Origin of the sequence: Mediterraneibacter gnavus ATCC 29149 (assembly GCF_008121495.1) — a bacterium.
In the GTDB taxonomy this organism is placed as follows: Bacteria; Bacillota; Clostridia; order Lachnospirales; family Lachnospiraceae; genus Mediterraneibacter; species Mediterraneibacter gnavus.
Map to the genome: position 1 here is coordinate 2,698,744 of NZ_CP043051.1, position 22,105 is coordinate 2,720,848.

19 protein-coding genes and 4 tRNA genes are annotated in these 22,105 nt (G+C 43.6%); 21 read left to right on the forward strand and 2 right to left on the reverse strand.

Annotation, left to right across the window (positions count from 1 at the left end):
- Positions 1–60: 60 nt before the first annotated feature.
- Positions 61–1,296: a serine hydroxymethyltransferase gene (gene glyA, locus FXV78_RS13360; RefSeq protein ID WP_039959255.1), complete on the forward strand. Its 1,236-nt coding sequence runs from the start codon at positions 61–63 to the stop codon at positions 1,294–1,296.
- A gap of 125 nt (positions 1,297–1,421) precedes the next feature.
- Here the strand turns inward: glyA and FXV78_RS13365 are convergent, their stop codons facing one another.
- Positions 1,422–1,619, reverse strand: coding sequence for a cold-shock protein (locus FXV78_RS13365; RefSeq protein WP_004840409.1), 198 nt, complete (start codon positions 1,617–1,619; stop codon positions 1,422–1,424).
- 275 nt (positions 1,620–1,894) lie between these two features.
- On the opposite strand from FXV78_RS13365, the gene FXV78_RS13370 reads away from it, so the two are divergent.
- The 10 genes from FXV78_RS13370 to FXV78_RS13415 all read left to right on the forward strand — a co-directional run bounded on the left by FXV78_RS13370 (position 1,895) and on the right by FXV78_RS13415 (position 12,013).
- On the forward strand, positions 1,895–2,323 hold the full coding sequence (locus tag FXV78_RS13370; protein ID WP_004840404.1) for an RrF2 family transcriptional regulator: 429 nt from the start codon (positions 1,895–1,897) through the stop codon (positions 2,321–2,323).
- Positions 2,324–2,522: 199 nt separating this feature from the next.
- Positions 2,523–2,963: an RrF2 family transcriptional regulator gene (locus FXV78_RS13375; protein ID WP_004840402.1), complete on the forward strand. Its 441-nt coding sequence runs from the start codon at positions 2,523–2,525 to the stop codon at positions 2,961–2,963.
- 32 nt (positions 2,964–2,995) lie between these two features.
- Entirely contained in the window at positions 2,996–3,925 is a 930-nt protein-coding gene (gene cysK, locus FXV78_RS13380; RefSeq protein WP_004840401.1) for a cysteine synthase A, read from the forward strand.
- A gap of 126 nt (positions 3,926–4,051) precedes the next feature.
- Entirely contained in the window at positions 4,052–4,309 is a 258-nt protein-coding gene (locus tag FXV78_RS13385) for an HPr family phosphocarrier protein (RefSeq protein WP_004840395.1), read from the forward strand.
- A 26-nt stretch (positions 4,310–4,335) separates the two neighbouring features.
- The gene (gene ptsP / locus FXV78_RS13390) at positions 4,336–5,958 is read left to right on the forward strand and encodes a phosphoenolpyruvate--protein phosphotransferase (RefSeq protein ID WP_004840394.1); all 1,623 of its coding nucleotides are present in this window, start codon (positions 4,336–4,338) and stop codon (positions 5,956–5,958) included.
- A 136-nt stretch (positions 5,959–6,094) separates the two neighbouring features.
- Positions 6,095–7,423, forward strand: a complete 1,329-nt coding sequence (locus FXV78_RS13395) for a putative DNA modification/repair radical SAM protein (protein ID WP_004840391.1) — start codon at positions 6,095–6,097, stop codon at positions 7,421–7,423.
- A gap of 12 nt (positions 7,424–7,435) precedes the next feature.
- Positions 7,436–8,197, forward strand: a complete 762-nt coding sequence (locus FXV78_RS13400; protein WP_004840390.1) for a TIGR03915 family putative DNA repair protein — start codon at positions 7,436–7,438, stop codon at positions 8,195–8,197.
- A 79-nt stretch (positions 8,198–8,276) separates the two neighbouring features.
- Complete coding sequence (locus FXV78_RS13405; RefSeq protein ID WP_004840388.1) at positions 8,277–8,717, forward strand: NfeD family protein; 441 nt, start codon at positions 8,277–8,279, stop codon at positions 8,715–8,717.
- Between the two features lie 3 nt (positions 8,718–8,720).
- Entirely contained in the window at positions 8,721–9,656 is a 936-nt protein-coding gene (locus FXV78_RS13410) for an SPFH domain-containing protein (RefSeq protein WP_004840386.1), read from the forward strand.
- 5 nt (positions 9,657–9,661) lie between these two features.
- Complete coding sequence (locus tag FXV78_RS13415) at positions 9,662–12,013, forward strand: helicase C-terminal domain-containing protein (protein WP_004840385.1); 2,352 nt, start codon at positions 9,662–9,664, stop codon at positions 12,011–12,013.
- A 7-nt stretch (positions 12,014–12,020) separates the two neighbouring features.
- Here the strand turns inward: FXV78_RS13415 and FXV78_RS13420 are convergent, their stop codons facing one another.
- Positions 12,021–12,896 (reverse strand): LysR family transcriptional regulator, encoded by an 876-nt coding sequence (locus FXV78_RS13420; protein ID WP_004840383.1) that lies wholly within the window; start codon positions 12,894–12,896, stop codon positions 12,021–12,023.
- Positions 12,897–13,035: 139 nt separating this feature from the next.
- Here FXV78_RS13420 and FXV78_RS13425 point away from each other — a divergent pair, with 139 nt between their 5' ends.
- The 10 genes from FXV78_RS13425 (at position 13,036) to ispF (ending at position 22,097) form a co-directional block, all read left to right on the forward strand.
- Positions 13,036–13,755: a TIGR01906 family membrane protein gene (locus tag FXV78_RS13425; RefSeq protein ID WP_004840382.1), complete on the forward strand. Its 720-nt coding sequence runs from the start codon at positions 13,036–13,038 to the stop codon at positions 13,753–13,755.
- 97 nt (positions 13,756–13,852) lie between these two features.
- Positions 13,853–17,608, forward strand: a complete 3,756-nt coding sequence (locus FXV78_RS13430; RefSeq protein WP_004840381.1) for a phosphoribosylformylglycinamidine synthase — start codon at positions 13,853–13,855, stop codon at positions 17,606–17,608.
- A gap of 415 nt (positions 17,609–18,023) precedes the next feature.
- Positions 18,024–18,096 (forward strand) — tRNA-Val (locus FXV78_RS13440).
- Positions 18,097–18,113: 17 nt separating this feature from the next.
- Positions 18,114–18,187 (forward strand) — tRNA-Met (locus FXV78_RS13445).
- 82 nt (positions 18,188–18,269) lie between these two features.
- A complete protein-coding gene (locus tag FXV78_RS13450; RefSeq protein WP_004840903.1) occupies positions 18,270–19,445 on the forward strand; it encodes a cation:proton antiporter in 1,176 nt (391 codons plus the stop codon).
- Positions 19,446–19,522: 77 nt separating this feature from the next.
- On the forward strand, positions 19,523–20,755 hold the full coding sequence (locus tag FXV78_RS13455) for an aminopeptidase (RefSeq protein ID WP_004840902.1): 1,233 nt from the start codon (positions 19,523–19,525) through the stop codon (positions 20,753–20,755).
- A gap of 119 nt (positions 20,756–20,874) precedes the next feature.
- Positions 20,875–20,947, forward strand: a tRNA-Val gene (locus FXV78_RS13460).
- Between the two features lie 13 nt (positions 20,948–20,960).
- Positions 20,961–21,034, forward strand: a tRNA-Met gene (locus FXV78_RS13465).
- Between the two features lie 94 nt (positions 21,035–21,128).
- The gene (locus FXV78_RS13470) at positions 21,129–21,512 is read left to right on the forward strand and encodes a hypothetical protein (protein WP_009243859.1); all 384 of its coding nucleotides are present in this window, start codon (positions 21,129–21,131) and stop codon (positions 21,510–21,512) included.
- A gap of 39 nt (positions 21,513–21,551) precedes the next feature.
- Positions 21,552–22,097 carry a 2-C-methyl-D-erythritol 2,4-cyclodiphosphate synthase gene (ispF, locus tag FXV78_RS13475; protein WP_004840898.1) on the forward strand — a complete coding sequence of 182 codons (546 nt, stop codon included), beginning with the start codon at positions 21,552–21,554 and terminating at the stop codon, positions 22,095–22,097.
- Positions 22,098–22,105: the final 8 nt, after the last annotated feature.

The window sequence follows — 22,105 nt, forward strand, 5'->3', positions numbered from 1 at the left end:
ACTTTGCTGCGTCACATGAATAAAGTGGCGTAGCAAAGGGAGAGAATGGAGGAAGATGCGATGTATGATTTTGAAGAAATAAGAAAAGAAGATCCGGAAATTGCAGAAGCGATTCAGGCAGAGATGGCAAGACAGAATTCCCATATTGAGCTGATCGCCTCAGAAAACTGGGTGAGCAAAGCAGTGATGGCAGCGATGGGAAGTCCGCTCACGAACAAATATGCGGAAGGGTATCCGGGAAAACGTTATTATGGCGGATGCCAGTGTGTAGATGTGGCAGAGAATCTGGCGATTGAGCGTGCGAAAAAGCTGTTTGGCTGTGAATATGTCAATGTACAGCCGCACTCCGGGGCACAGGCGAATATGGCAGTGCAGTTTGCGATGCTCACTCCGGGAGATAAAGTGATGGGAATGAACCTGGATCATGGTGGTCACCTGACGCATGGATCTCCGGTCAATATGTCCGGAAAATATTTTGAGATCACACCGTATGGTGTCAATGAAGAAGGCGTGATCGATTATGAGGAAGTTCGAAGGATTGCGAAAGAGTGCCGGCCGAAGCTGATCATTGCGGGAGCAAGTGCCTATGCCAGAATCATAGATTTTAAGAAATTCCGTGAGATTGCAGATGAGGTGGGAGCTTATCTGATGGTAGATATGGCTCATATTGCAGGTCTGGTCGCAGCAGGACTTCATCCGAGCCCGATCCCGTATGCACATGTGACGACAACCACCACGCATAAGACACTGCGCGGACCACGAGGCGGCATGATCTTAAGCAGCAATGAGATGAATGAAAAGTTCAATTTTAACAAAGCAATCTTTCCTGGAATTCAGGGAGGTCCGCTGATGCATGTGATTGCAGCAAAAGCAGTGTGCTTCAAAGAAGCCCTAAGTCCGGATTTCGTTGCATATCAAGAGCAGATCCTGAAAAATGCGAAAGCATTGTGCAATGGATTATTAGAGCGAGGTGTGAAGATTGTATCCGGTGGAACGGACAACCATTTGATGCTGGTGGATCTGACTGGAACCAATGTCAGCGGAAAAGAACTGGAAAAGCGTCTGGATCAGGCTCATATCACCTGCAATAAAAATACAATCCCGAATGATCCGCGCTCTCCGTTTGTGACAAGTGGTGTGCGTCTGGGGACTCCGGCAGTTACAAGCAGAGGAATGAAAGAGCAGGAGATGGACCAGATTGCGGAGATGATTGCAATGGTGATCCGGGATGAGAAAAATGTAGAACAGGTAAAAGAAATGGTGCAGAAGCTGACAGAAAAATATCCTCTGTGCTAAAGAAGACGATAAAAAGAATCTGCCTCCGTATCGGGAAGCAGATTCTTTTTATAATCTCGTTTTGTTGTATAACTTTTAAATATTAAATTGGAATTATATAATTAAAAGGTACATCTAAAATCTGATTAAAGCTTTACTACGTTTGTTGCCTGAGGTCCTTTAGCGCCTTCTGTTACTTCGAATTCAACAGCCTGGCCTTCTTCTAAGGATTTGAATCCATCCATTACGAGTCCTGAGTAGTGTACAAATACATCATTTCCTTCGGAATCAGAGATGAATCCATAACCTTTTTGGTTGTTAAACCATTTTACTGTACCTGTCATTGTGTTACCTCCATAAATTTGAAAATAAATAATAAAGTATATCGTATTGCTTATCCAATCAAAAACAATACTTCGTCATTTTAGCATATTTAACAATGAGTGTCAAATGATTTCTTTTGGTATTTGTAAAAGTATACAAAAAATGTCGAAATGTGTAGAAATAAAAGCATTTTCTATAAATCTTGTGCAAAAGAAACTGAAAATGAGAGATTGTATTTACACAGGATTTCTATTAAAATAGAGGAAGCAAAAAGTGATAAAGGAGAAGCCGGAATATGAAAATGTCTACAAGAGGGCAGTATGCACTGGAAATTGCAGTGGATCTTGCGCTGCATCTGATGCCGGATCGTCTGGAAAGTCTGAATGATATCGCAAAGAGGCGAAATCTTTCAGAAAAATATCTGGAGAGGATTATGAAGCTTTTAAAAGAGGCGGGTCTTGTAAAAAGTGTGCGCGGTGCATATGGAGGATATTGCCTGACGAAGGAGCCGGGAGAAATTTCTGTATTGGAAGTGCTTCGTGCTGCGGAAGGTCAGCTGGCACCGGTATCCTGTCTTGTTGAAAATACCGAGTGTGGAATGGAATGCGAAATCTGCTCTACGAAAAGTACCTGGGGTGAGATGTGGGAGCAGATACTGGATACGGCTGCAGAGGTTACAGTTGCAGATATTGCAGAGATCGTAAAGAAAAAAGAGACCTGTTAGAAAGAGTGCCGGAGGGCGGTTTTACTGCCTGACGGTACTCTTTTTGTTTTATGGTTTAAAGCTGTTTTTGGAGTTGCTGTGTTCATCTTTTGGATAAAATAATTTCAAGAAAATATATTAAACATATTGACATGGTAGGGAAAAAGAGGTATAACAATAAAAACATTACTAAATCGATAGGAATTAAAGGAGGAGTGCCATGAAAGTATCGACAAGAGGAAGATATGGACTGCGCGCCCTGGTTGATATGACCATTCATTCGAATAATGCTCCGGTTTCGCTTGTTCAGGTCGCAAACAGACAGAAGATTTCTCTGAATTATCTGGAACAGGTTTTCGGAACATTGAGAAAAGCAGGCATTGTGGTCAGTGTAAAAGGAGCCGGAGGCGGATATAAACTGGCGAGAGATGCAGAGTCCATTACGGTCAAAGAAGTGCTGGAGGCACTGGAAGGAACCTTTTCGATCATAGACCGGATTCCGGGAGAAGAGCAGGATGCAGTTCAGGAGGCGATCGAGAAGCTTGTATGGAGCAGGATTGATGAAACAGTCAATACATTTCTGGAACAGAAAACGTTAAAGATGCTGGCGGATGAATACCGGGAAAAACTGGAACAGAACGCGGGCATGTACTACATTTAAAAACGATGCAATGAATATAGGAGGACAGACATATGGCAGGAATTTATCAGAGTGTAACAGAATTAATCGGAAGAACTCCACTTCTGGAAGTAAAGAATCTGGAGAAAGAACTGAATCTCCAGGCAAGAGTGCTGGTGAAGCTGGAATACTTTAATCCGGCAGGCAGCGTAAAGGATCGGGCAGCGCTTCAGATGATCACAGAGGCAGAGGAAAACGGTACATTAAAACAGGGATCTGCTATCATTGAGCCTACAAGTGGAAATACCGGAATCGGGCTTGCATCGATTGCAGCGTCAAGAGGATACAGAGCAATCTTTGTAATGCCGGAAACGATGAGTATCGAGCGAAGAAAACTTCTGAAGGGATATGGCGCAGAAATTGTGCTCACAGAAGGAGCAAAGGGGATGAAAGGAGCCATTGCAAAAGCAAAAGAGCTGGAGCAGGAGATTGAAAATGCAGTGATCCTGGGGCAGTTCGTAAATACCGCGAATCCAAGAGCACACGAAAAAACAACAGGGCCGGAGATCTGGGAAGATACACAAGGACAGGTGGATCTGTTTGTAGCAGGTGTCGGTACCGGCGGAACGATCACAGGAACCGGTGCTTATTTGAAATCAGTCAATCCGTCCATTGAGATTGTGGCAGTGGAGCCGGCGTCTTCCGCAGTGCTGTCGGGAGAAAATCCGGGACCGCACGGACTGCAGGGAATTGGTGCAGGATTTGTGCCGGATGTACTCAATACTTCTGTTTATGATCGCATCAGTAAAGTGAAAGAGCAGGAGGCGTACAAAGCTTCCCGTCTTCTGGCAGAAAAGGAAGGAGTTCTGGTTGGTATTTCTTCCGGAGCAGCACTGTCAGTTGCACTTTTGGAGGCCGGAAAAGAGGAAAACCGTGGAAAGACAATTGTAGCATTGCTTCCGGATACAGGAGAACGATATCTTTCCACACCGCTTTTTGACTGAAAAATTAGATCAAAATGTTAAAAAAACGTTGGTCAGACAAAGCATATTTATTGCAGAACACAGGTTGAAAAAAAGCGAAAGATAGTATATACTACAAAGAAAAAAGGCAAAAGGAGTTTTAGTGCTATGAAAGAATTTAAATATGTAGTGACAGACGCAGAAGGAATCCACGCAAGACCAGCAGGACTGCTTGTGAAAAAAGCAGGAGAATTTACATCTTCCGTAACAATTGCAAAAGGTGACAAATCTGCAGATGCAAAAAGAATCTTCGGTGTGATGGGACTTGGAGTAAAGACAGGAGAAGAAGTGACAATTACTGCTGATGGTGCAGATGAAGATGCAGCAATCGCAGAACTGGAAGCATTCTTTAAAGAAAACTTATAATTCCCATAAAGTCTGAGGAAAATATTATGATTACAATAACAGGAAAAAGTGTATTTGGTGGAGTGTCCATCGGAAAACTTTCTTTTTATAAAAGAAATCAGAAAGTGATCAAAAGAGAACACGTAGAAAATGTAGAATCAGAGTGTGTAAGATTTCAGGAAGCAAAAGCTGAGGGAATCCGTCAGTTAAAAGAATTGTACGAAAAATCGATTGCCGATGTCGGAGAAGCCAACGCTATGATTTTTGAGATTCATCAGATGATGCTGGAAGACCTGGATTATATTGAGTCTATCGAAAATATCATCCGTTCTCAGAAAGTCAATGCAGAGTTTGCAGTAGCAACGACAGCTGACAATTTTGCGCAGATGTTTGCGGCAATGGATGATGCATATATGCAGGGACGTGCAGCGGACGTAAAGGATGTTTCTGAGCGTGTGCTGGATATCCTCTGCGGAGTCAGCGAGGGAATCAAGCAGACAGACGAGCCTTCGATCATTGCAGCAGATGATCTGGCACCGAGTGAGACGGTACAGCTGGATAAGAGCAAAGTACTTGCATTTGCAACGATGTACGGTTCTTCCAATTCTCATACTGCGATTCTGGCGCGTACCATGAATATCCCGGCTGTTATCGGTCTGGGTGAAAGTCTGAGTCCTCAGTATGACGGAAAGATGGCTGTGATCGACGGATTTACAGGAACATTGTATATTGATCCGGATGAAGAGACACTTTCCAGAATGCAGAAAAAGCGGGAAGAAGATCTTGAGAAAAAGGCACTCTTGGAACAGCTCAAAGGAAAAGAGAACATCACAAAGAGTGGTCAGAAGATCAATGTATATGCAAATATCGGAAATGCATCTGATGTTGGTGCAGTCCTGAAAAATGATGCAGGCGGAATCGGTTTGTTCCGCAGTGAGTTCTTATATCTGGAGAATGAGACATTCCCGACAGAAGAGCAGCAGTTTGCAGTATACAAGCAGGTTGCAGAAAACATGGCAGGGAAAAAAGTGATCATCCGTACACTGGATATCGGAGCTGATAAACAGGTGGATTATTTCGAACTGGACAAAGAAGAGAATCCGGCACTTGGATATCGTGCGATCCGTATTTGTCTGACAAGACCGGAAATCTTTAAGACACAGCTTCGTGCACTTTACAGAGCTGCATTTTACGGAAATATTTCGATCATGTTCCCAATGATCATTTCTGTTTCAGAGATTCATAAGATCAAAGAGATGATCAAAGAAGTGAAAGCAGAGTTGAAAGAACAGGGAATCCCATATAAAGAAGATGTGGAGCTTGGTGTGATGATCGAGACTCCGGCCTCTGTTATGATCAGCCGTGAACTGGCAAAGGAAGTTGACTTCTTCAGTGTGGGAACGAATGACCTGACACAGTACACTCTGGCGATCGACCGTCAGAATTCAAAACTGGACGAGTTCTATGATCCGCATCATCCGGCAGTGCTGGCGATGATCCGCATGGCTGCAGAGAATGCACATGCAGAAGGAAAATGGATCGGCATTTGCGGAGAACTTGGCGCAGATCTGGAATTGACAGAAGAATTCCTGAAGATGGGACTGGATGAACTTTCTGTTTCTCCATCGATGGTTCTTCCGCTGAGAAAGAAAATCCGCGATTGTGAATAATCAGATACAAAAAAGGACATTGTCTGAAAAGACAGTGTTCTTTTTTGTGTTGGTAATTTCTTAAAAAAGAACTTGCAAACATATGTTCTGAATGCTATAATACAAAAAGAACATATGTTCTGAAAGGAGCGGAAATATGGCGGAGATTATTCAGGAAAAAATGTCAATCTATGAAAAACTTCAGATTCTGATTGATGCGGCAAAGTATGATGTGGCGTGCACCTCCAGCGGCGTAGAAAGGAAAGGTGATGGCACAGGTATAGGCAATTGCAGCAAGGCGGGAATCTGTCACAGCTTTTCTACGGATGGAAGGTGTATTTCACTTCTGAAGATTTTATTTACGAATGAGTGTATTTATGACTGCAAATATTGTGTGAATCGATCTTCCAATGACGTGATCCGTACATCTTTTACGCCGGATGAGATCTGCACATTGACGATGGAATTTTACAGAAGAAATTATATCGAAGGATTGTTCTTAAGTTCTGGAATTTTAAAAAATCCGAACTATACGATGGAGCTGATCTATGCAGCCTTGTATAAGCTGCGTCATGTCTGCAATTTTCAGGGATACATTCATGTAAAGGCAATTCCGGGAGCAGATCCGATTCTGATTCAGAAAGTGGGATTTCTGGCAGACAGGATGAGTGTGAATCTGGAATTGCCGACAGCCGAGAGTTTGAGACTTCTGGCACCACACAAGTCAAGAAAAAATATTCTGGCACCCATGCGGCTGGTCCAGGAGAAGTCCAAAGAGAACAGACAGGAGCTGACGCTGTATAAAAGTGCGCCGCGTTTTGTGCCTGCCGGCCAGAGTACGCAGATGATCATCGGCGCCTCTCCGGAGACAGATTATCAGATCCTGCGTGTGGCAGAGTCACTCTACCAGAAATTTGGATTAAAGCGTGTGTTTTATTCTGCTTTTGTGGCGGTCAATGAAGACAAGGCACTTCCGGCAAGAACATCAGATGGACCGCCGCTTCTTCGGGAACACAGACTATATCAGGCAGACTGGCTGCTGCGGTATTACAAGTTTGAAGCAAATGAGCTGCTGAATGAGAAAAATCCGAATTTTAATATATTCCTGGATCCGAAGTGTAACTGGGCGCTGAATCATCTGGAATATTTTCCTGTCGAAGTGAATCGGGCGTCATATGATGTTTTGCTGCGTGTTCCCGGGATCGGTTACAAATCAGCGGGCAGGATCGTAAAAGCAAGGCGGTTCGGATCTCTTGGATTTGAAGACCTCAGGAAAATGGGAGTGGTATTAAAACGGGCGCTCTATTTTATTACGTGCAGTGGAAAAATGATGTATAAAACGAAAATAGAAGAAGATTATATTACAAGGAATCTTTTGAATACGAAAGAACGTTTGCCGGACAGTGTTGCAGGGATGAATTATCAGCAGTTATCCTTATTTGATGATGTAAATTTTACCGGGAACCAGATCGTGACTATGGTATGACAGGAGAGGGATATGAAAAAGATTTATATTTGCAGAGATGACAGAACCGAGATGCTTTCGGCAATTTATGACGCATGGAAAGAAAACCGCAATAAAGAGGTAGGAATCGGGCTTTTGGGAAAGACACAGCAGCAGCTGTTCTGCGAATATGCAGAAGTTGTATCATCCGAAAAGAAAGCGCAGGCGGTGGAACGCCTGATACGGGATCATATGGGAGAGCAGACTTATGAGGATATTTCTTATGCCCTGTTGTGTGAAGATGCGATGAAAGCAGAGGCGATACTACATGTCATGCAGGCAGCGAGACAGGTAAAGCCAAGTAAAAGGATTATGGATTTTCTGGGCAATCCCTCTGTGGCAAAAGTGTTTGAAATGAAACGCAGAGTTTCGAATGAAGCCCATTATTTTATTGAGTTTGTAAGATTTCGGGAACTGGAAAACGGAGTTTTGTTTTCCGAGATAGAGCCGAAGAACAGGGTGCTGACATGTATCGCAGAGCATTTTGCAGATCGTTTTCCGATGGAAAACTGGGTGATCTATGACAATACGCATCAGGAATTTCTGGTGCATCCGGCCGGAAAGCATTGGGTGCTGGTACAAGGAGAAGTGCCAGAGCGGAATGTGACAGAGCAGATCACGGAAGCCGAGAAGGAGTATGAAAAATTGTGGAAAGGATTTTTTAAAACCATCTCGATCAAGGAACGGGAAAATTTAAAATGCCAGCGAACACATATACCGGTCAAATATCGTAAAAATGTGACAGAATTCCAGTAAAAAACTATTGTATAATAGGAGGACTTAGTTTAACATAAGGATAACAAAGTGGCGTTGATAAGAGAAAGGAAGGAGAGATATGGAGAGAGAGGCAATCGTCTGGCTGGCGCTTTTTGTTATTCTTCTGATTGTAGAACTGTTGACTGTGGGTCTGACCTCCATCTGGTTTGCAGGAGGTGCACTGGCAGCGCTGATTTTAGAGCTGCTGGGAGTTGATTTCATCTGGCAGATCGGGGCGTTTATCCTGGTTTCATTCGTGCTTGTGTATTTTACGAGGCCGTTTGCAGTAAGATATGTCAATGCACATCATGAAAAGACCAACTATGAACAGGCAGTGGGAAAAATTGTCAGAATTACACAAAGAGTAGATGATCTTGCACAGACCGGAAAAGGAATTCTGGACGGAATGGAATGGACCGTGAGGACAGATGGTAAAGAAGTGCTGGAAAAGGACACTCTGGCAAGAGTAATCCGGATTTCCGGCGTAAAATTGATTGTAGAACCGTATAAGGAGGACTAGAGGATGGGATTGATGGTATTAGGAGTTTTATTGGTATTGGTGATATTGATTCTGGCAGCAAATATCCGAATCGTACCACAGGCACATGCGTATATTCTGGAACGTCTGGGTGGATATAAAGAGACGTGGGGTGTTGGAATTCATTTTAAGATCCCGATTCTGGATCGTGTGGCAAAGAGAGTATCACTCAAAGAGCAGGTTGTAGATTTTGAACCGCAGGCCGTGATCACAAAAGATAATGTTACGATGCAGATTGATACGGTGATCTTTTTTCAGATTACAGATCCGAAGCAGTATGCGTATGGAGTGGAGAACCCGATTGCAGCGATTGAAAATCTGACAGCGACTACACTGCGTAATATCATCGGAGATCTGGAACTGGATGAGACTCTGACATCCAGAGAGACGATCAATTCGGAGATGCGCACATCGCTGGATATCGCTACAGACCCGTGGGGAATCAAGGTGAATCGTGTGGAACTGAAAAATATCATGCCTCCGACTGCAATCCAGGATGCGATGGAGAAACAGATGAAGGCAGAACGTGAAAGAAGGGAAGCGATTCTGAAAGCGGAAGGAGAAAAGAAATCTACAATTCTGGTGGCAGAAGGTAAGAAAGAATCTTTGATCCTGGAAGCGGAGGCGGAAAAACAGGCGGCAATCCTGAATGCGGAAGCAGAAAAGCAGAAGAGAATCAAAGAGGCGGAAGGACAGGCGGAAGCAATCCGTACCGTTCAGAAAGCAACAGCAGAAGGAATTGAATTTATTAAACAGGCAGGTGCGGATGATGCAGTACTGACTTTAAAGAGTCTTGAAGCGTTTGCCAAAGCAGCAGACGGAAGAGCAACCAAGATTATCATTCCGTCCGAATTACAGGGAATCGCTGGTCTGACCAAGACGATCGCAGAGGTTGCAAGACCGGATAAAGCAGCAGAGTAGAGAACATGAAAGAGGAAACAATCATAAGGATATCTGTCCGCAGCCTTGTAGAATTTATTCTGCGGGAAGGGGACATTGACAACAGAGTGTCCGGCAGTATGGAAAAAGATGCCATGCTGCTGGGCGGTAAAATACACCGCAAAATACAAAGCCGTATGGGAACGAATTACACAGCGGAGGTTCCGCTTAAAATACAGATGCCGTGCGATGGGTTTGTTTTGCAGATAGAAGGGCGCGCCGATGGAGTTTTGAAAGATGACGGAAAAGTCCTGATCGATGAGATCAAGGGGATTTTGCGAAGTCTGGAACATCTGGAAGCGCCCGTTCCCGTTCATTTGGCTCAGGCAAAATGTTATGCTTATATTTATGCAGTTCAGAATTCTTTGAAGTGCATTGACGTTCAGATGACGTATTGTCAGATGGAAACAGAGGAAATCCGCAGGTTTTGCCAGGAATTTGAATTTCAAGAGCTTCAGACGTGGTTTCAGGATCTGGTGACACAATATGAAAAATGGGCAAAATTTGAAATTGAATGGCGGAATGTACGCAATGATTCGATCCGGCAGATTGAGTTTCCTTTTCCCTATCGAGAAGGACAGCGCGACCTGGTGGCCTCGGTATACCGCACGATCTTGCGAAAGAAAAAGCTGTTTATCCAGGCGCCTACCGGAGTGGGAAAAACAATGGCAACTGTATTTCCGGCAGTGAGGGCAATGGGGGAAGGGCTGGGAGAAAAGATTTTTTATCTGACAGCGAAGACGATTATGAGGACAGTTGCAGAGCAGGCATTTTCCCTGTTGAAAGAAAAGGGGCTGTTGTATAAGACCATTACGCTGACAGCAAAAGAAAAAATCTGTTTTTGTGAGGAGGCAGAGTGCAATCCGGATGCCTGTCCTTATGCAAAAGGACATTTTGACAGAGTGAATGATGCAGTTTTTGATCTGATCACACATTCCGGCGACTGGAGCAGAGAGGTTCTGGAAGAACAGGCGAAAAAGTACATGGTCTGTCCGTTTGAGATGTCTCTGGATGTGTCCAACTGGGCAGATGCAGTGATCTGTGATTACAATTATGTGTTTGATCCGCAGGCTCATATAAAGCGCTTTTTCTCAGAAAGTGGAAAAGAGGAATACCTGTTTCTGATCGATGAGGCGCATAATCTGGTGGAGCGGGGAAGGGAGATGTATAGTGCATCTCTATACAAAGAAGATTTACTGGAAGTAAGAAAACTGGTAAAGGCAGAGGATCCGAAACTGGCAAAGCGTTTGTCAGAATGTAATCAGCAGTTTTTGGAATTAAAGAGAGAGTGTGAACATTATCAGATTTTAAAAAGTGTATCGCATATTGCGTTAAAGCTGATGAATGTGCTTTCGAAACTGGAAGATTATCTGGAAGAGTGCAAGGATGCAGAAAAGAAAAAGCGGGTGCTGGATTTTTATTTTGCAGTGCGCAGTTTTTTAAATATCCATGATATCATGGATGAAAATTATGTGATCTTTTCGGAAATGATGGAAGACGGAAGGTTTCAAATCAAGCTTTTTTGCGTCAATCCGGCGGTGAATCTTCAAAATTATCTGGAACAGGGAAGCAGTACGATTTTCTTTTCTGCAACACTGCTTCCGGTTCATTACTATAAAAAGCTGCTTAGTGTTGAGAAAGATGATTATGCAGTGTATGCACATAGTTCTTTTCCGCAGGAAAATAAATTTCTTTTTATTGGAACGGATGTAAGTACCCGTTATACAAGAAGGGGAGAGAGTACATATCAGAGATTTGCCAGATATATTGCAGTGATGGCAGAACAGAAAAAAGGAAATTATATGGCGTTTTTTCCATCGTACCGTTTTTTGGAAGAGGTACATACGTGCTTTTTGGAGTGTGTTGATCACGAAGTCGACAGTATCTGTCAGGTTTCGTATATGGATGAAGAACAGAGGGAAGAGTTTTTGGAGGAATTTGAACGGGAAAGAGAGAAAAGTCTGGTTGCATTTTGCGTGATGGGCGGAATTTTTTCAGAGGGGATTGATCTGACAGAGGACAAGTTGATCGGAGCAGTAATCGCCGGGACAGGGCTTCCTCAGGTGTGTACAGAACGGGAAATTTTAAAGCAGTATTTTAATGCTGCCGATATGGATGGGTTTGACTATGCGTATCTGTATCCGGGAATGAACAAAGTTCTGCAGTCTGCCGGGAGGGTGATCCGAACGGAAAGTGACAGAGGTGTGATCCTGTTGTTGGATGACAGGTTTCGGGAAATGCGATACCGGGAAGTGTTTCCGAGAGAGTGGCAGCAGTATCAACTGGGAAGTGTGAAAAATCTGGAACAAGAAATACGGACTTTCTGGGAAAGTCCGTAATTGTACATCAGTCAAAAAAACTTAAGAATTCTTTTGCTGCCTTTGAGGTCAGTACCTGTTCATTATAAGCGATGACAAGCTCACGCTCTGGCAGTTCTTCTTCTGTCTGGACGGCAAAGAGATCGCAAGTCTGCTCAGAAAGACAGAAATTCGGAATAAATGCGATTCCGAGTCCGATTCGTGCAAGATCGATCAGAAGATCATTGCTGGTCAGCTCGATTTCAGGAACCAGATCCAGTTGATGCTGCTGGAAGAGGCGGTGCAGATATTCACTGGTGGTACTGTGCTTGTCCAACATCAGAATTGGATATTTTGACAGTTCCTGATAGGAAAGCTTCTTTCCTTTCAACTCTGCAAAATCCTGGTTGGCAATAAAAACATCATGAAATTTTTTGATCTTTTTGATCGAAGAGACATTGCTTAAGTAGCTGTTTGGGTAGTTGACCACAATGAGATCGACCTGTCCGGATTCCAGTAATTCTACACATTTGATGGATGTCTGGTTGACAACTTTGATGTGGGCATTTGGAAATGCTTCGTGAAATTTCTTTAAATAGGGAACCAGAAAATATCGGCAGATCGTATCACTGGCTCCAATCCGAATCTGTCCACCGGTAGAAGCTGCATCCAGAAGCTGGGATTCCCCGCGCTGGATCAGGTGCATGGCAGGTTCGATATGGCGAAGGAGGATTTCTCCTTCCGGTGTGAGCTGGACTTTTTTTGTACTGCGGATAAAAAGCACCTGATCCAGCTTGCGTTCCAGTGTTTTGATAGACTGACTGACAGCAGATTGTGAGATGAAAAGCTGTTTGGAAGCTTCGGAAAAACTCAAAGTAGATGCCACATGATAGAATACCTTATATAGTTCATAGTTAATATCCATTATTAGACCTCCTAATAAGTGCTCCCTGTATTATAGGGCAAAAATGAATGAATTACAATCTATATTGTGGTAAAATATACAGGAATCGCAGAAGAATGGAAAAAATGACGAAAGCAGAAAAGACTGGGAGGTAAAATGCGTGAAAAAAGTACAATGGTTTTTGGGAATCGTGTTTTCTCTGGCGCTGATTCTGGTGCTGTTGATCAGCAGCTTTCAATTTGCGGCGTATGGAGATTTTGGATTTTACGAAAAAGAATATAAGAAATATGATGTGGTCTCGGATCTTGATATGGAGCTGAAAGATGTGATGTATGTGACCTATGAGATGATGGATTATCTGATCGGTGACAGAGAAAATCTGGATGTGTACATAGTGGTAGAAGGAAAAGAGCAGGACTTTTTTAATGAGCAGGACAAATTGCATATGGCTGATGTGAAAAATTTGTTTCTTGGTGGTCTTATGGTAAGAAGAGTATCAGCGGCGGTGATGCTGCTCTGTCTTTTTGTACTTTGGGTGACAAAGGCGAATTGGAAAAAGATTCTGGCAAGAGGATATCAGATCGGTCTTGGGATCGCCACAGCCGGAGTCGTGTTTCTGGCAGGAGCGCTGATTGTAGATTTTAATACAGCATTTACGGTATTCCATGAGATATTTTTTACCAATGATCTGTGGTTGTTTGATCCCGCTGAGGATTATATGATCCGGATGCTGCCGGAAGGTTTTTTCTATGATATGGCATTGCGCATTGGGGGAATCTTCATTATCAGTATGCTGATCTTTCTGGCAGTCAGTGTGTTTCTCGCCAGACAGGCCAAGAAAGATGAAAATGAAAGAAAAATTAAAAGTACTTATGAGTGAGTTTAATTATATTAATTATACTTATGAGAAAAAATGTGGTAAGATTACGGTAAAAAGAGTTACTTAATGTTTGAAAGAAGTGCAAAGGAGATTGTATATGAGCAACGTGAAGCGCGTATATGTAGAAAAAAAGGCAGAATTTGCCGTACAGGCAAAAGAATTGAGACATGAGATCAGAAGTTATCTTGGAATTGAAACTGTGACAGGTGTCAGAGTTCTGATTCGTTATGATGTGGAGAATCTTTCAGAAGATACGTTTGAGAAAGCATGTAATGGGATTTTTGCGGAACCGCCGGTAGATGTACTTTATCTTGAGAGCTTTCCGGTATTTGACAAAGATCATGTATTTTCGGTAGAATATCTGCCGGGACAGTTTGATCAGAGAGCAGATTCTGCTGAACAGTGTGTGCAGTTTATCAAAGAGGACGAGTCTCCTGTGATCAAAACGGCGACAACATATGTCATCGAAGGAAACGTAACAGAGGATGAATTTGCAGCGATCAAGAATCACTGTATCAACCCTGTGGACTCAAGAGAGACAGGAATGGAAAAACCGGAAACGTTAGTGACTGTGTTTGAGGAACCGGAAGATGTGAAAGTATTTGATGGTTTTGAGACAATGCCGGAAGCAGAATTAAAAGCGCTTTATGATTCCCTTGGGCTGGCAATGACATTTAAAGATTTCCAGCATATCCAGAATTATTATCACGGAGAAGAGCATAGAAATCCGACTATGACAGAGATTCGTGTTCTGGATACATACTGGTCTGATCACTGCCGTCACACGACATTCTCTACAGAGTTAAAGGATGTGACATTCGGTGAAGGAGACTATAAAGAGCCGATCGTCAATACATACAAACAGTATTTAAGTGACCACAGTGAGATCTTCAAAGGAAGAGAAGATAAGTTTGTCTGCCTGATGGATCTTGCGCTGATGGCGATGCGTAAGCTGAAAAAAGAAGGAAAGCTTGCAGATCAGGAAGAATCAGATGAAATCAATGCATGCAGTATTGTTGTTCCGATCAAAGTAGATGGAGTGGAAGAAGAGTGGCTGATCAATTTTAAAAATGAGACACACAATCACCCGACAGAGATTGAACCGTTTGGTGGAGCGGCAACCTGCCTTGGCGGTGCAATCCGTGATCCGTTGTCAGGACGTACTTATGTATATCAGGCAATGCGTGTGACAGGAGCTGCAGATCCGACGGTATCTGTAAAAGAGACTTTAAAAGGAAAACTTCCTCAGAAAAAACTGGTGAGAGGAGCTGCTCACGGATACAGTTCTTACGGAAACCAGATCGGTCTGGCGACAGGACTGGTAAAAGAAATCTATCATCCGGATTATGTGGCAAAACGTATGGAGATCGGTGCAGTGCTTGGGGCTGCTCCAAGACGTGCGGTGATCCGTGAGAATTCAGATCCGGGAGATATTATCGTACTGCTCGGCGGACGTACCGGACGTGACGGATGCGGTGGAGCAACAGGTTCTTCCAAAGTACATACAGAAGAATCTATTGAGACTTGTGGCGCAGAGGTTCAGAAAGGAAATCCTCCGACAGAGCGCAAGATTCAGCGCTTATTCCGCAGAGAAGAAGTAAGTAAGCTGATTAAAAAGTGTAACGACTTTGGTGCGGGCGGTGTTTCTGTTGCGATTGGAGAGCTTGCAGACGGACTTCGTGTGGATCTGGATAAAGTACCGAAAAAATATGCAGGTCTGGATGGAACAGAGATTGCTATTTCAGAATCTCAGGAGCGAATGGCGGTAGTCGTAGATCCGAAAGATGTGGCAGAATTCATGTCTTATGCAAAGGAAGAAAACTTAGAAGCAGTCGAAGTTGCAGTAGTGACAGAATCTCCGAGACTGGTTTTGGTGTGGAGAGGAAATGAAATTGTCAATATTTCCCGAGCGTTCCTTGACACCAATGGAGCACATCAGGAGACAACAGTAGAAGTTGAGATTCCTGCAAAGAAAGACAGTCTGTTCGTAAAAGAAGAAGTGACGGATGTAAAAGAAAAATGGCTGGAGACCTTAAAGGATTTAAATGTATGCTCTCAGAAAGGTCTGGTAGAGATGTTCGATGGCTCCATCGGAGCAGGTTCCGTGTTTATGCCGTACGGTGGTCAGTATCAGATGACAGAGACACAGGCTATGGTTGCAAAAGTTCCGGTTATGAATGGAACAACAGATGCGGTTTCTATGATGAGCTACGGATTTGATCCATATCTGTCAAGCTGGAGTCCGTATCATGGAGCGATTTATGCAGTGGTAGAGTCAGTTGCGAAGATCGTAGCCGCAGGTGGAGATTATAGCAAGATTCGTTTTACATTCCAGGAATATTTCCGTCGTATGACAGAAGATCCGAAGAGATGGAGTCAGCCGTTTGCAGCACTCTTGGGTGCATATGAAGCACAGCTTGGATTCGGGCTTCCGTCTATCGGGGGGAAAGACAGTATGTCTGGAACATTCCAGGATATTGATGTTCCACCGACTCTTGTATCGTTTGCCGTAGACATGGCAACAGAGGATGAGATTATTACTCCGGAACTGAAAAAGTCAGGAAATAAACTGGTTTGGATGAAGATTGAAAAAGATCAGTATGATCTCCCGGTTTATACACAGCTGATGGATCAGTATGGCAAATTTGCAGCAGATATCCACAGTGGAAAGATTGTTTCCGCATATGCGCTGGATCGTCATGGTGTAATCGCTGCGGCAAGTAAGATGGCATTTGGAAATAAACTGGGTGTGAAGATCGAGCATAATCTGGATGCGGGAGAATTGTTTGCGCCGGCATTTGGAGATATTATTGCAGAAGTTCCGGCAGACAAAGTGGGAGAATTGAGCATTGCATACACGGTGATCGGTGAGGTTCTCGAAGAGCAGAAATTTGTTTATGCGGATACCGAAATTGCTCTGACAGAAGCGGAAGAAGCATGGACAGGCACTCTGGAAAGTGTATTTGCGACAAAATCTTCCGCAGATAATGATGAAGTGGTGGAAGAAAAGCTCTATCATACATCTGATATTCATATCTGCAGTCATAAGATCGGACAGCCGACCGTATTTATTCCGGTATTTCCTGGAACAAACTGTGAGTATGACAGCCGTAAGGCGTTTGAGAGAGCAGGCGCAAATGTGATCACAAAGGTATTCCGTAATATGAATGCAGAGGATATCCGTGATTCTGTTGCCGAGTTTGAAAAGGCAATCGGACAGGCACAGATGATCATGTTCCCGGGTGGATTCAGTGCAGGAGATGAACCGGATGGTTCTGCAAAATTCTTTGCAACTGCATTCCAGAATGCAAAGATCAAAGAAGCAGTAGAAAAACTGTTGAATGAAAGAGATGGACTGGCGCTCGGTATCTGCAACGGATTCCAGGCACTGATCAAACTGGGACTGGTTCCTTATGGTAAGATTGTAGGACAGACAGCGGATTCTCCAACATTGACATATAACACGATTGGACGTCATATTTCAAAGATGGTCTACACAAAAGTTGTGACAAACAAATCACCTTGGCTTGCAGGTGCAGAGCTCGGAGGGGTTTACACAAATCCGGCTTCCCACGGAGAAGGTCGTTTTGTAGCGAGTGAAGAGTGGCTGGATCAGTTATTCGCGAACGGTCAGGTAGCAACACAGTACTGCGATCCGTCAGGAAATATCAGTATGAACGAAGAGTGGAATGTCAATGGCTCCTACCGTGCGATCGAAGGTATCACAAGTCCGGATGGAAGAGTACTTGGAAAGATGGCACATTCCGAACGCCGCGGTGATTCTGTAGCAATCAATATCTACGGAGAGCAGGATCTGAAGATCTTTGAATCCGGTGTGAAATATTTTAAATAAAAGAATGGTTTGATTTGAAAAACAGACTTGTATTTTTTGTAACAGTCTGATACAATCTAATTTGTAATTAATAGCAAAGGCTGTTACTGGTAATGCAGGCAAGACCGAGAACAATGAGGAGCATGAGATTATTGCACCTCTTGTCTTGGTCTTTTTTTATGAAGAAAGTATCAATTATTCCAGGTTCGTAATCCATATGCAATTTTTTTTGCAACGGCTTTTGGAAGATTTGCTCCAGAAAGAAATTACAGAAGAGGAAAGGGTTTATTTGATTGTACATATTTCCAGAACTACACAAAAGCAATAAAAATAAAAAAATGTGGAAAAAAGTAGAAAAATAGTATTGACAATCTAAAAAGTCAATAGTATAATAATCAAGCAAGTTGCGATTGAGAAAATAGCAGCTTCAAATTATGGGGTCTTAGCTCAGCTGGGAGAGCATCTGCCTTACAAGCAGAGGGTCACAGGTTCGAGCCCTGTAGGCCCCATAGATTTAAGTGAATATGGCGGAATAGCTCAGTTGGCTAGAGCACACGGTTCATACCCGTGGTGTCGCTGGTTCAAATCCAGTTTCCGCTACGAAGAGAGAGGTCTGAATTTCAGATCTCTTTTGTTTTTTGCTCCAAGAGTTTTGGATAAAAAGAATAAGGGAGAAAGAAAAATGTTGATGAGTATTGCGTGTATACTGTTGCTTGGCATGATGATGGGATGGCTTTGTAAAAAAGTGCATCTTCCGGGGCTCTTAGGAATGTTGGTGACAGGGATCGTATTGGGGCCATATGCTTTGAATCTGATCGATGCTTCCATTTTGAATATTTCGTCTGAGCTTCGAAAGATTGCATTGATCATTATTCTGGCAAGAGCAGGGCTTTCACTGAATCTGGAAGACTTGAAAAAAGTAGGGAGACCGGCAATTCTGATGTGTTTTGTTCCGGCTTGTTTTGAAATTCTGGGGATGATTCTGCTGGCACCGAGGCTGCTTGGGGTTTCAATTTTGGATGCAGCCATTATGGGGACTGTTGTAGGAGCAGTCTCACCTGCCGTGATCGTTCCGAAAATGCTGAAGCTTATGGAAGAAAATTACGGGACGGGAAAAGGTATTCCTCAACTGATCCTTGCGGGAGCTTCTGTGGATGATGTTTTTGTAATTGTCTTATTTACAGCGTTCACTGGTCTTGCACAGGGGGATGCGGTATCTGTAAAAAACTTTGTGAACATTCCGGTTTCCATTGCGTTGGGGATTGTTGTCGGAATGACTGTCGGATATCTGATGGCAAAGTTTTTTGAAAAGATACATATCCGGGATACGTCCAAGGTGATGATCTTTCTGTGTGTTTCGTTTATTCTGGTCACATTGGAGGATCAGCTTGCGGATGTGATCCCGTTTGCTTCATTGATCGCTGTGATGGCAGTCGGAATCACGCTTCAGAAAAAGCGGAAAAGAGTTGCAGAACGTTTGTCTTTTAAATTCAACAAACTGTGGGTTGTTTCAGAAATTATGCTGTTTGTTCTTGTGGGAGCCACAGTGAATATTAAATATGCGCTGTCGGCAGGATTTGCAGCTGTTATTTTGATTTTTGGCGTGCTTGTATTCCGGATGGTGGGAGTATTTTTCTGTCTTTTAAAAACCGGTTTAAACAGGAAGGAGCGGACATTCTGCATGATCGCATATATGCCGAAAGCAACTGTTCAGGCGGCCATTGGAGGGATTCCGCTTGCCATGGGGCTTTCCTGTGGGAATATCGTTCTGACAGTGGCAGTTGTGTCGATTCTTATTACAGCTCCTCTGGGCGCGTTTCTGATTGATTTTACTTATCAAAAATTGTTGAGCCGGTAGGGTGTATTTTTGGCAGAAAAGCTGATATACTAGTGAAGTAAATTGAATGTCAGAAATAAGGAGAGTGTGAGATAGAGATGAATTTTCAGGAAAAACAGCAGGAATATGCAAGATTGATCGTAGAAAATGGCGCGGCCATCCAGAAAGGACAGGAACTGGTCCTGCGCTGCCCCGCAGAATGCTGGGAGTTTGGCCGGATGATCGTAAAGGCCGGATATGAGGCAGGAGCAAAAGAAGTGATCGTACACTGGGGCGATGATGAAGTTGCACGCTTAAGATACGAGTATGCACCGATGGAGGTGTTTGAAAATGTTCCGAAGTGGCGCGCAGATTCCATGAACAGCTATGCAGAAAATGGAGCGGCATTTATTGCGATCACAGCAGAGAATCCAAATGCTTTTAAAGGCGTGGACAGGGAAAAACAGATGGCAGCTGCAAAAGCGAATGACAAGGCGATGGAGCCGTATTACAAACGGATGGTGTCAAGCCAGGTGCAGTGGGTAGTGGCAGCTGTTCCGGGAAAAGAATGGGCAAAGCAAGTGTTTCCGGAAAAAAGCGAAGCACAAGCCATGGAAAGTCTGTGGGAAGCGATCTTCTGCGCAGTAAGGATTCAGGATGGAGATGCAGTTCAGGCATGGAGAGAGCATGATGCGCTGCTTTCCGAAAAATGTGAGATTTTGAACAAGTATCAGTTTACAGAGCTGCATTATGAGAATGAGGCCGGAACGGATTTCAGAGTAGGACTTGTGAAAAACCATATCTGGGAAGGCGGTTCCGAGGAATCCGGATCGGGAGTGCGTTTTATTGCAAATATGCCGACAGAAGAAGTATTTACAATGCCGGATTGCAGAAAAGCAGAAGGAAAGGTCGTAAGCTCCCGGCCGCTGAGTTATCGGGGGAATCTGATCAAAGACTTCAGTCTGACGTTCCATGAAGGAAAAGTTGTGGATTTTGATGCCGGAGAAGGATACGATGCATTAAAACAGTTGCTGGATACAGATGAAGGTTCCAAAAGTCTTGGAGAAGTAGCGCTGGTGCCGTACGCTTCTCCGATTTCTGAGATGGGAATCCTGTTCTATAATACCTTGTTTGATGAGAATGCATCCTGCCATCTTGCATTGGGAGAGTGTTATCCGACAACCGTTCAGGATGGAGAGAAGATGAATGAAGAAGAATTGCATCAGATCGGCGGGAATCATTCCATCAATCATGTGGACTTTATGATTGGTACAAAAGACATGAAGATTACAGGAATTACAGAGGATGGAAAAGAAATTCCAGTCTTTATAGACGGCAGCTGGGCACTATAAATGCAGAATTTGTTGCAATAATTTGAAAAATTGCAAAAAATGTGAAAAAAGGGTTGACATTCCCTGGTACAGGTAGTATACTAACAAAGTCGGTTGCGGGAAACGCATCCGACGGATATGGGGTCTTAGCTCAGCTGGGAGAGCATCTGCCTTACAAGCAGAGGGTCACAGGTTCGAGCCCTGTAGGCCCCATACCATAAAAGATGGCGGAATAGCTCAGTTGGCTAGAGCACACGGTTCATACCCGTGGTGTCGCTGGTTCAAATCCAGTTTCCGCTACTGAAAAAGAAGTCCTTGAATGAGGGCTTCTTTTTTGTTACAATCAGAGAATGAAAAAGAAAGCCGGAATATCCGGCTTACAAGGAGGCAGAAGATGAATAAAAAGTCATGGATGGTATTGCGGATCGTGGCGGGATTGTATCTGGTATTTCTTGGGGTTCAGATTATTTCTCAGGTGACCAAGGAGCAGCCGAACAATCTGGCGCTGATGATATGTGCCGCAGTTTTGTTTATTGGAGTGGGGGTTGTATATGCAGGTGCTGCGATCAGCAGCGTATGGAAGATGAGCAGGGGAGGAGAAAAATCTCAGGAGGATGATCTTCAGATTGTGGAGAAAGAGGATTCGATGGAAACTTCACAGGAAACACGAAGAGAGATTCCGGATATTCAGTTCAAGCAGGAAATGCCGGAAAAGGAAGAAGCAAAAGAAGAAAAAGAAGCTCCGATTGATACAGAAGAACAATCGGACAGCGAATAGAAAAGAAAAGCAGTCAGAAATAGAAAGGAGCAGATAAATATGAGAATTGGAATGGGATATGATGTGCATAAATTAGTAGAAGGAAGAAAACTGATCCTTGGCGGTGTAGAGATTCCTTATGAAAAAGGACTGCTCGGACATTCGGATGCGGATGTGCTGCTCCATGCGATCATGGATGCGCTTCTGGGGGCGGCTGCACTGGGGGATATCGGGAAGCATTTTCCGGATACAGATCCTGCGTATAAAGGGATTTCCAGCATCAGACTGTTGGAGCATGTTGCCGATCTCTTAGAAGAACATCAGTTTCTGATTGAAAATATTGATGCAACGATCATTGCACAGAGACCAAAGATGCGTCCTTATATTGATACAATGCGCGAAAATATTGCAAAAGCATTAAAAATTGAGTCGGATCAGATTAATGTCAAGGCAACGACAGAAGAGGGACTTGGATTTACCGGAAGCGGAGAGGGGATTTCCTCTCAGGCAATCTGTATGCTGGAAAAAGTGATGAATTACAGCAGTGTGGATGTGACAGCGCAGACAGGTGGATGTGCCGGCTGTCAGGGGTGCAAAAAAGCATAGATGGGAGA

Excerpts from the sequence above, each read along its gene's own strand:
- glyA (WP_039959255.1), top strand. The coding sequence starts at position 61 with ATGTATGATTTTGAAGAAATAAGAAAAGAAGATCCGGAAATTGCAGAA.
- FXV78_RS13365 (WP_004840409.1), bottom strand. The coding sequence starts at position 1,619 with ATGACAGGTACAGTAAAATGGTTTAACAACCAAAAAGGTTATGGATTC.
- FXV78_RS13370 (WP_004840404.1), top strand. The coding sequence starts at position 1,895 with ATGAAAATGTCTACAAGAGGGCAGTATGCACTGGAAATTGCAGTGGAT.
- FXV78_RS13375 (WP_004840402.1), top strand. The coding sequence starts at position 2,523 with ATGAAAGTATCGACAAGAGGAAGATATGGACTGCGCGCCCTGGTTGAT.
- cysK (WP_004840401.1), top strand. The coding sequence starts at position 2,996 with ATGGCAGGAATTTATCAGAGTGTAACAGAATTAATCGGAAGAACTCCA.
- FXV78_RS13385 (WP_004840395.1), top strand. The coding sequence starts at position 4,052 with ATGAAAGAATTTAAATATGTAGTGACAGACGCAGAAGGAATCCACGCA.
- ptsP (WP_004840394.1), top strand. The coding sequence starts at position 4,336 with ATGATTACAATAACAGGAAAAAGTGTATTTGGTGGAGTGTCCATCGGA.
- FXV78_RS13395 (WP_004840391.1), top strand. The coding sequence starts at position 6,095 with ATGGCGGAGATTATTCAGGAAAAAATGTCAATCTATGAAAAACTTCAG.
- FXV78_RS13400 (WP_004840390.1), top strand. The coding sequence starts at position 7,436 with ATGAAAAAGATTTATATTTGCAGAGATGACAGAACCGAGATGCTTTCG.
- FXV78_RS13405 (WP_004840388.1), top strand. The coding sequence starts at position 8,277 with ATGGAGAGAGAGGCAATCGTCTGGCTGGCGCTTTTTGTTATTCTTCTG.
- FXV78_RS13410 (WP_004840386.1), top strand. The coding sequence starts at position 8,721 with ATGGGATTGATGGTATTAGGAGTTTTATTGGTATTGGTGATATTGATT.
- FXV78_RS13415 (WP_004840385.1), top strand. The coding sequence starts at position 9,662 with ATGAAAGAGGAAACAATCATAAGGATATCTGTCCGCAGCCTTGTAGAA.
- FXV78_RS13420 (WP_004840383.1), bottom strand. The coding sequence starts at position 12,896 with ATGGATATTAACTATGAACTATATAAGGTATTCTATCATGTGGCATCT.
- FXV78_RS13430 (WP_004840381.1), top strand. The coding sequence starts at position 13,853 with ATGAGCAACGTGAAGCGCGTATATGTAGAAAAAAAGGCAGAATTTGCC.
- FXV78_RS13450 (WP_004840903.1), top strand. The coding sequence starts at position 18,270 with ATGTTGATGAGTATTGCGTGTATACTGTTGCTTGGCATGATGATGGGA.
- FXV78_RS13455 (WP_004840902.1), top strand. The coding sequence starts at position 19,523 with ATGAATTTTCAGGAAAAACAGCAGGAATATGCAAGATTGATCGTAGAA.
- FXV78_RS13470 (WP_009243859.1), top strand. The coding sequence starts at position 21,129 with ATGAATAAAAAGTCATGGATGGTATTGCGGATCGTGGCGGGATTGTAT.
- ispF (WP_004840898.1), top strand. The coding sequence starts at position 21,552 with ATGAGAATTGGAATGGGATATGATGTGCATAAATTAGTAGAAGGAAGA.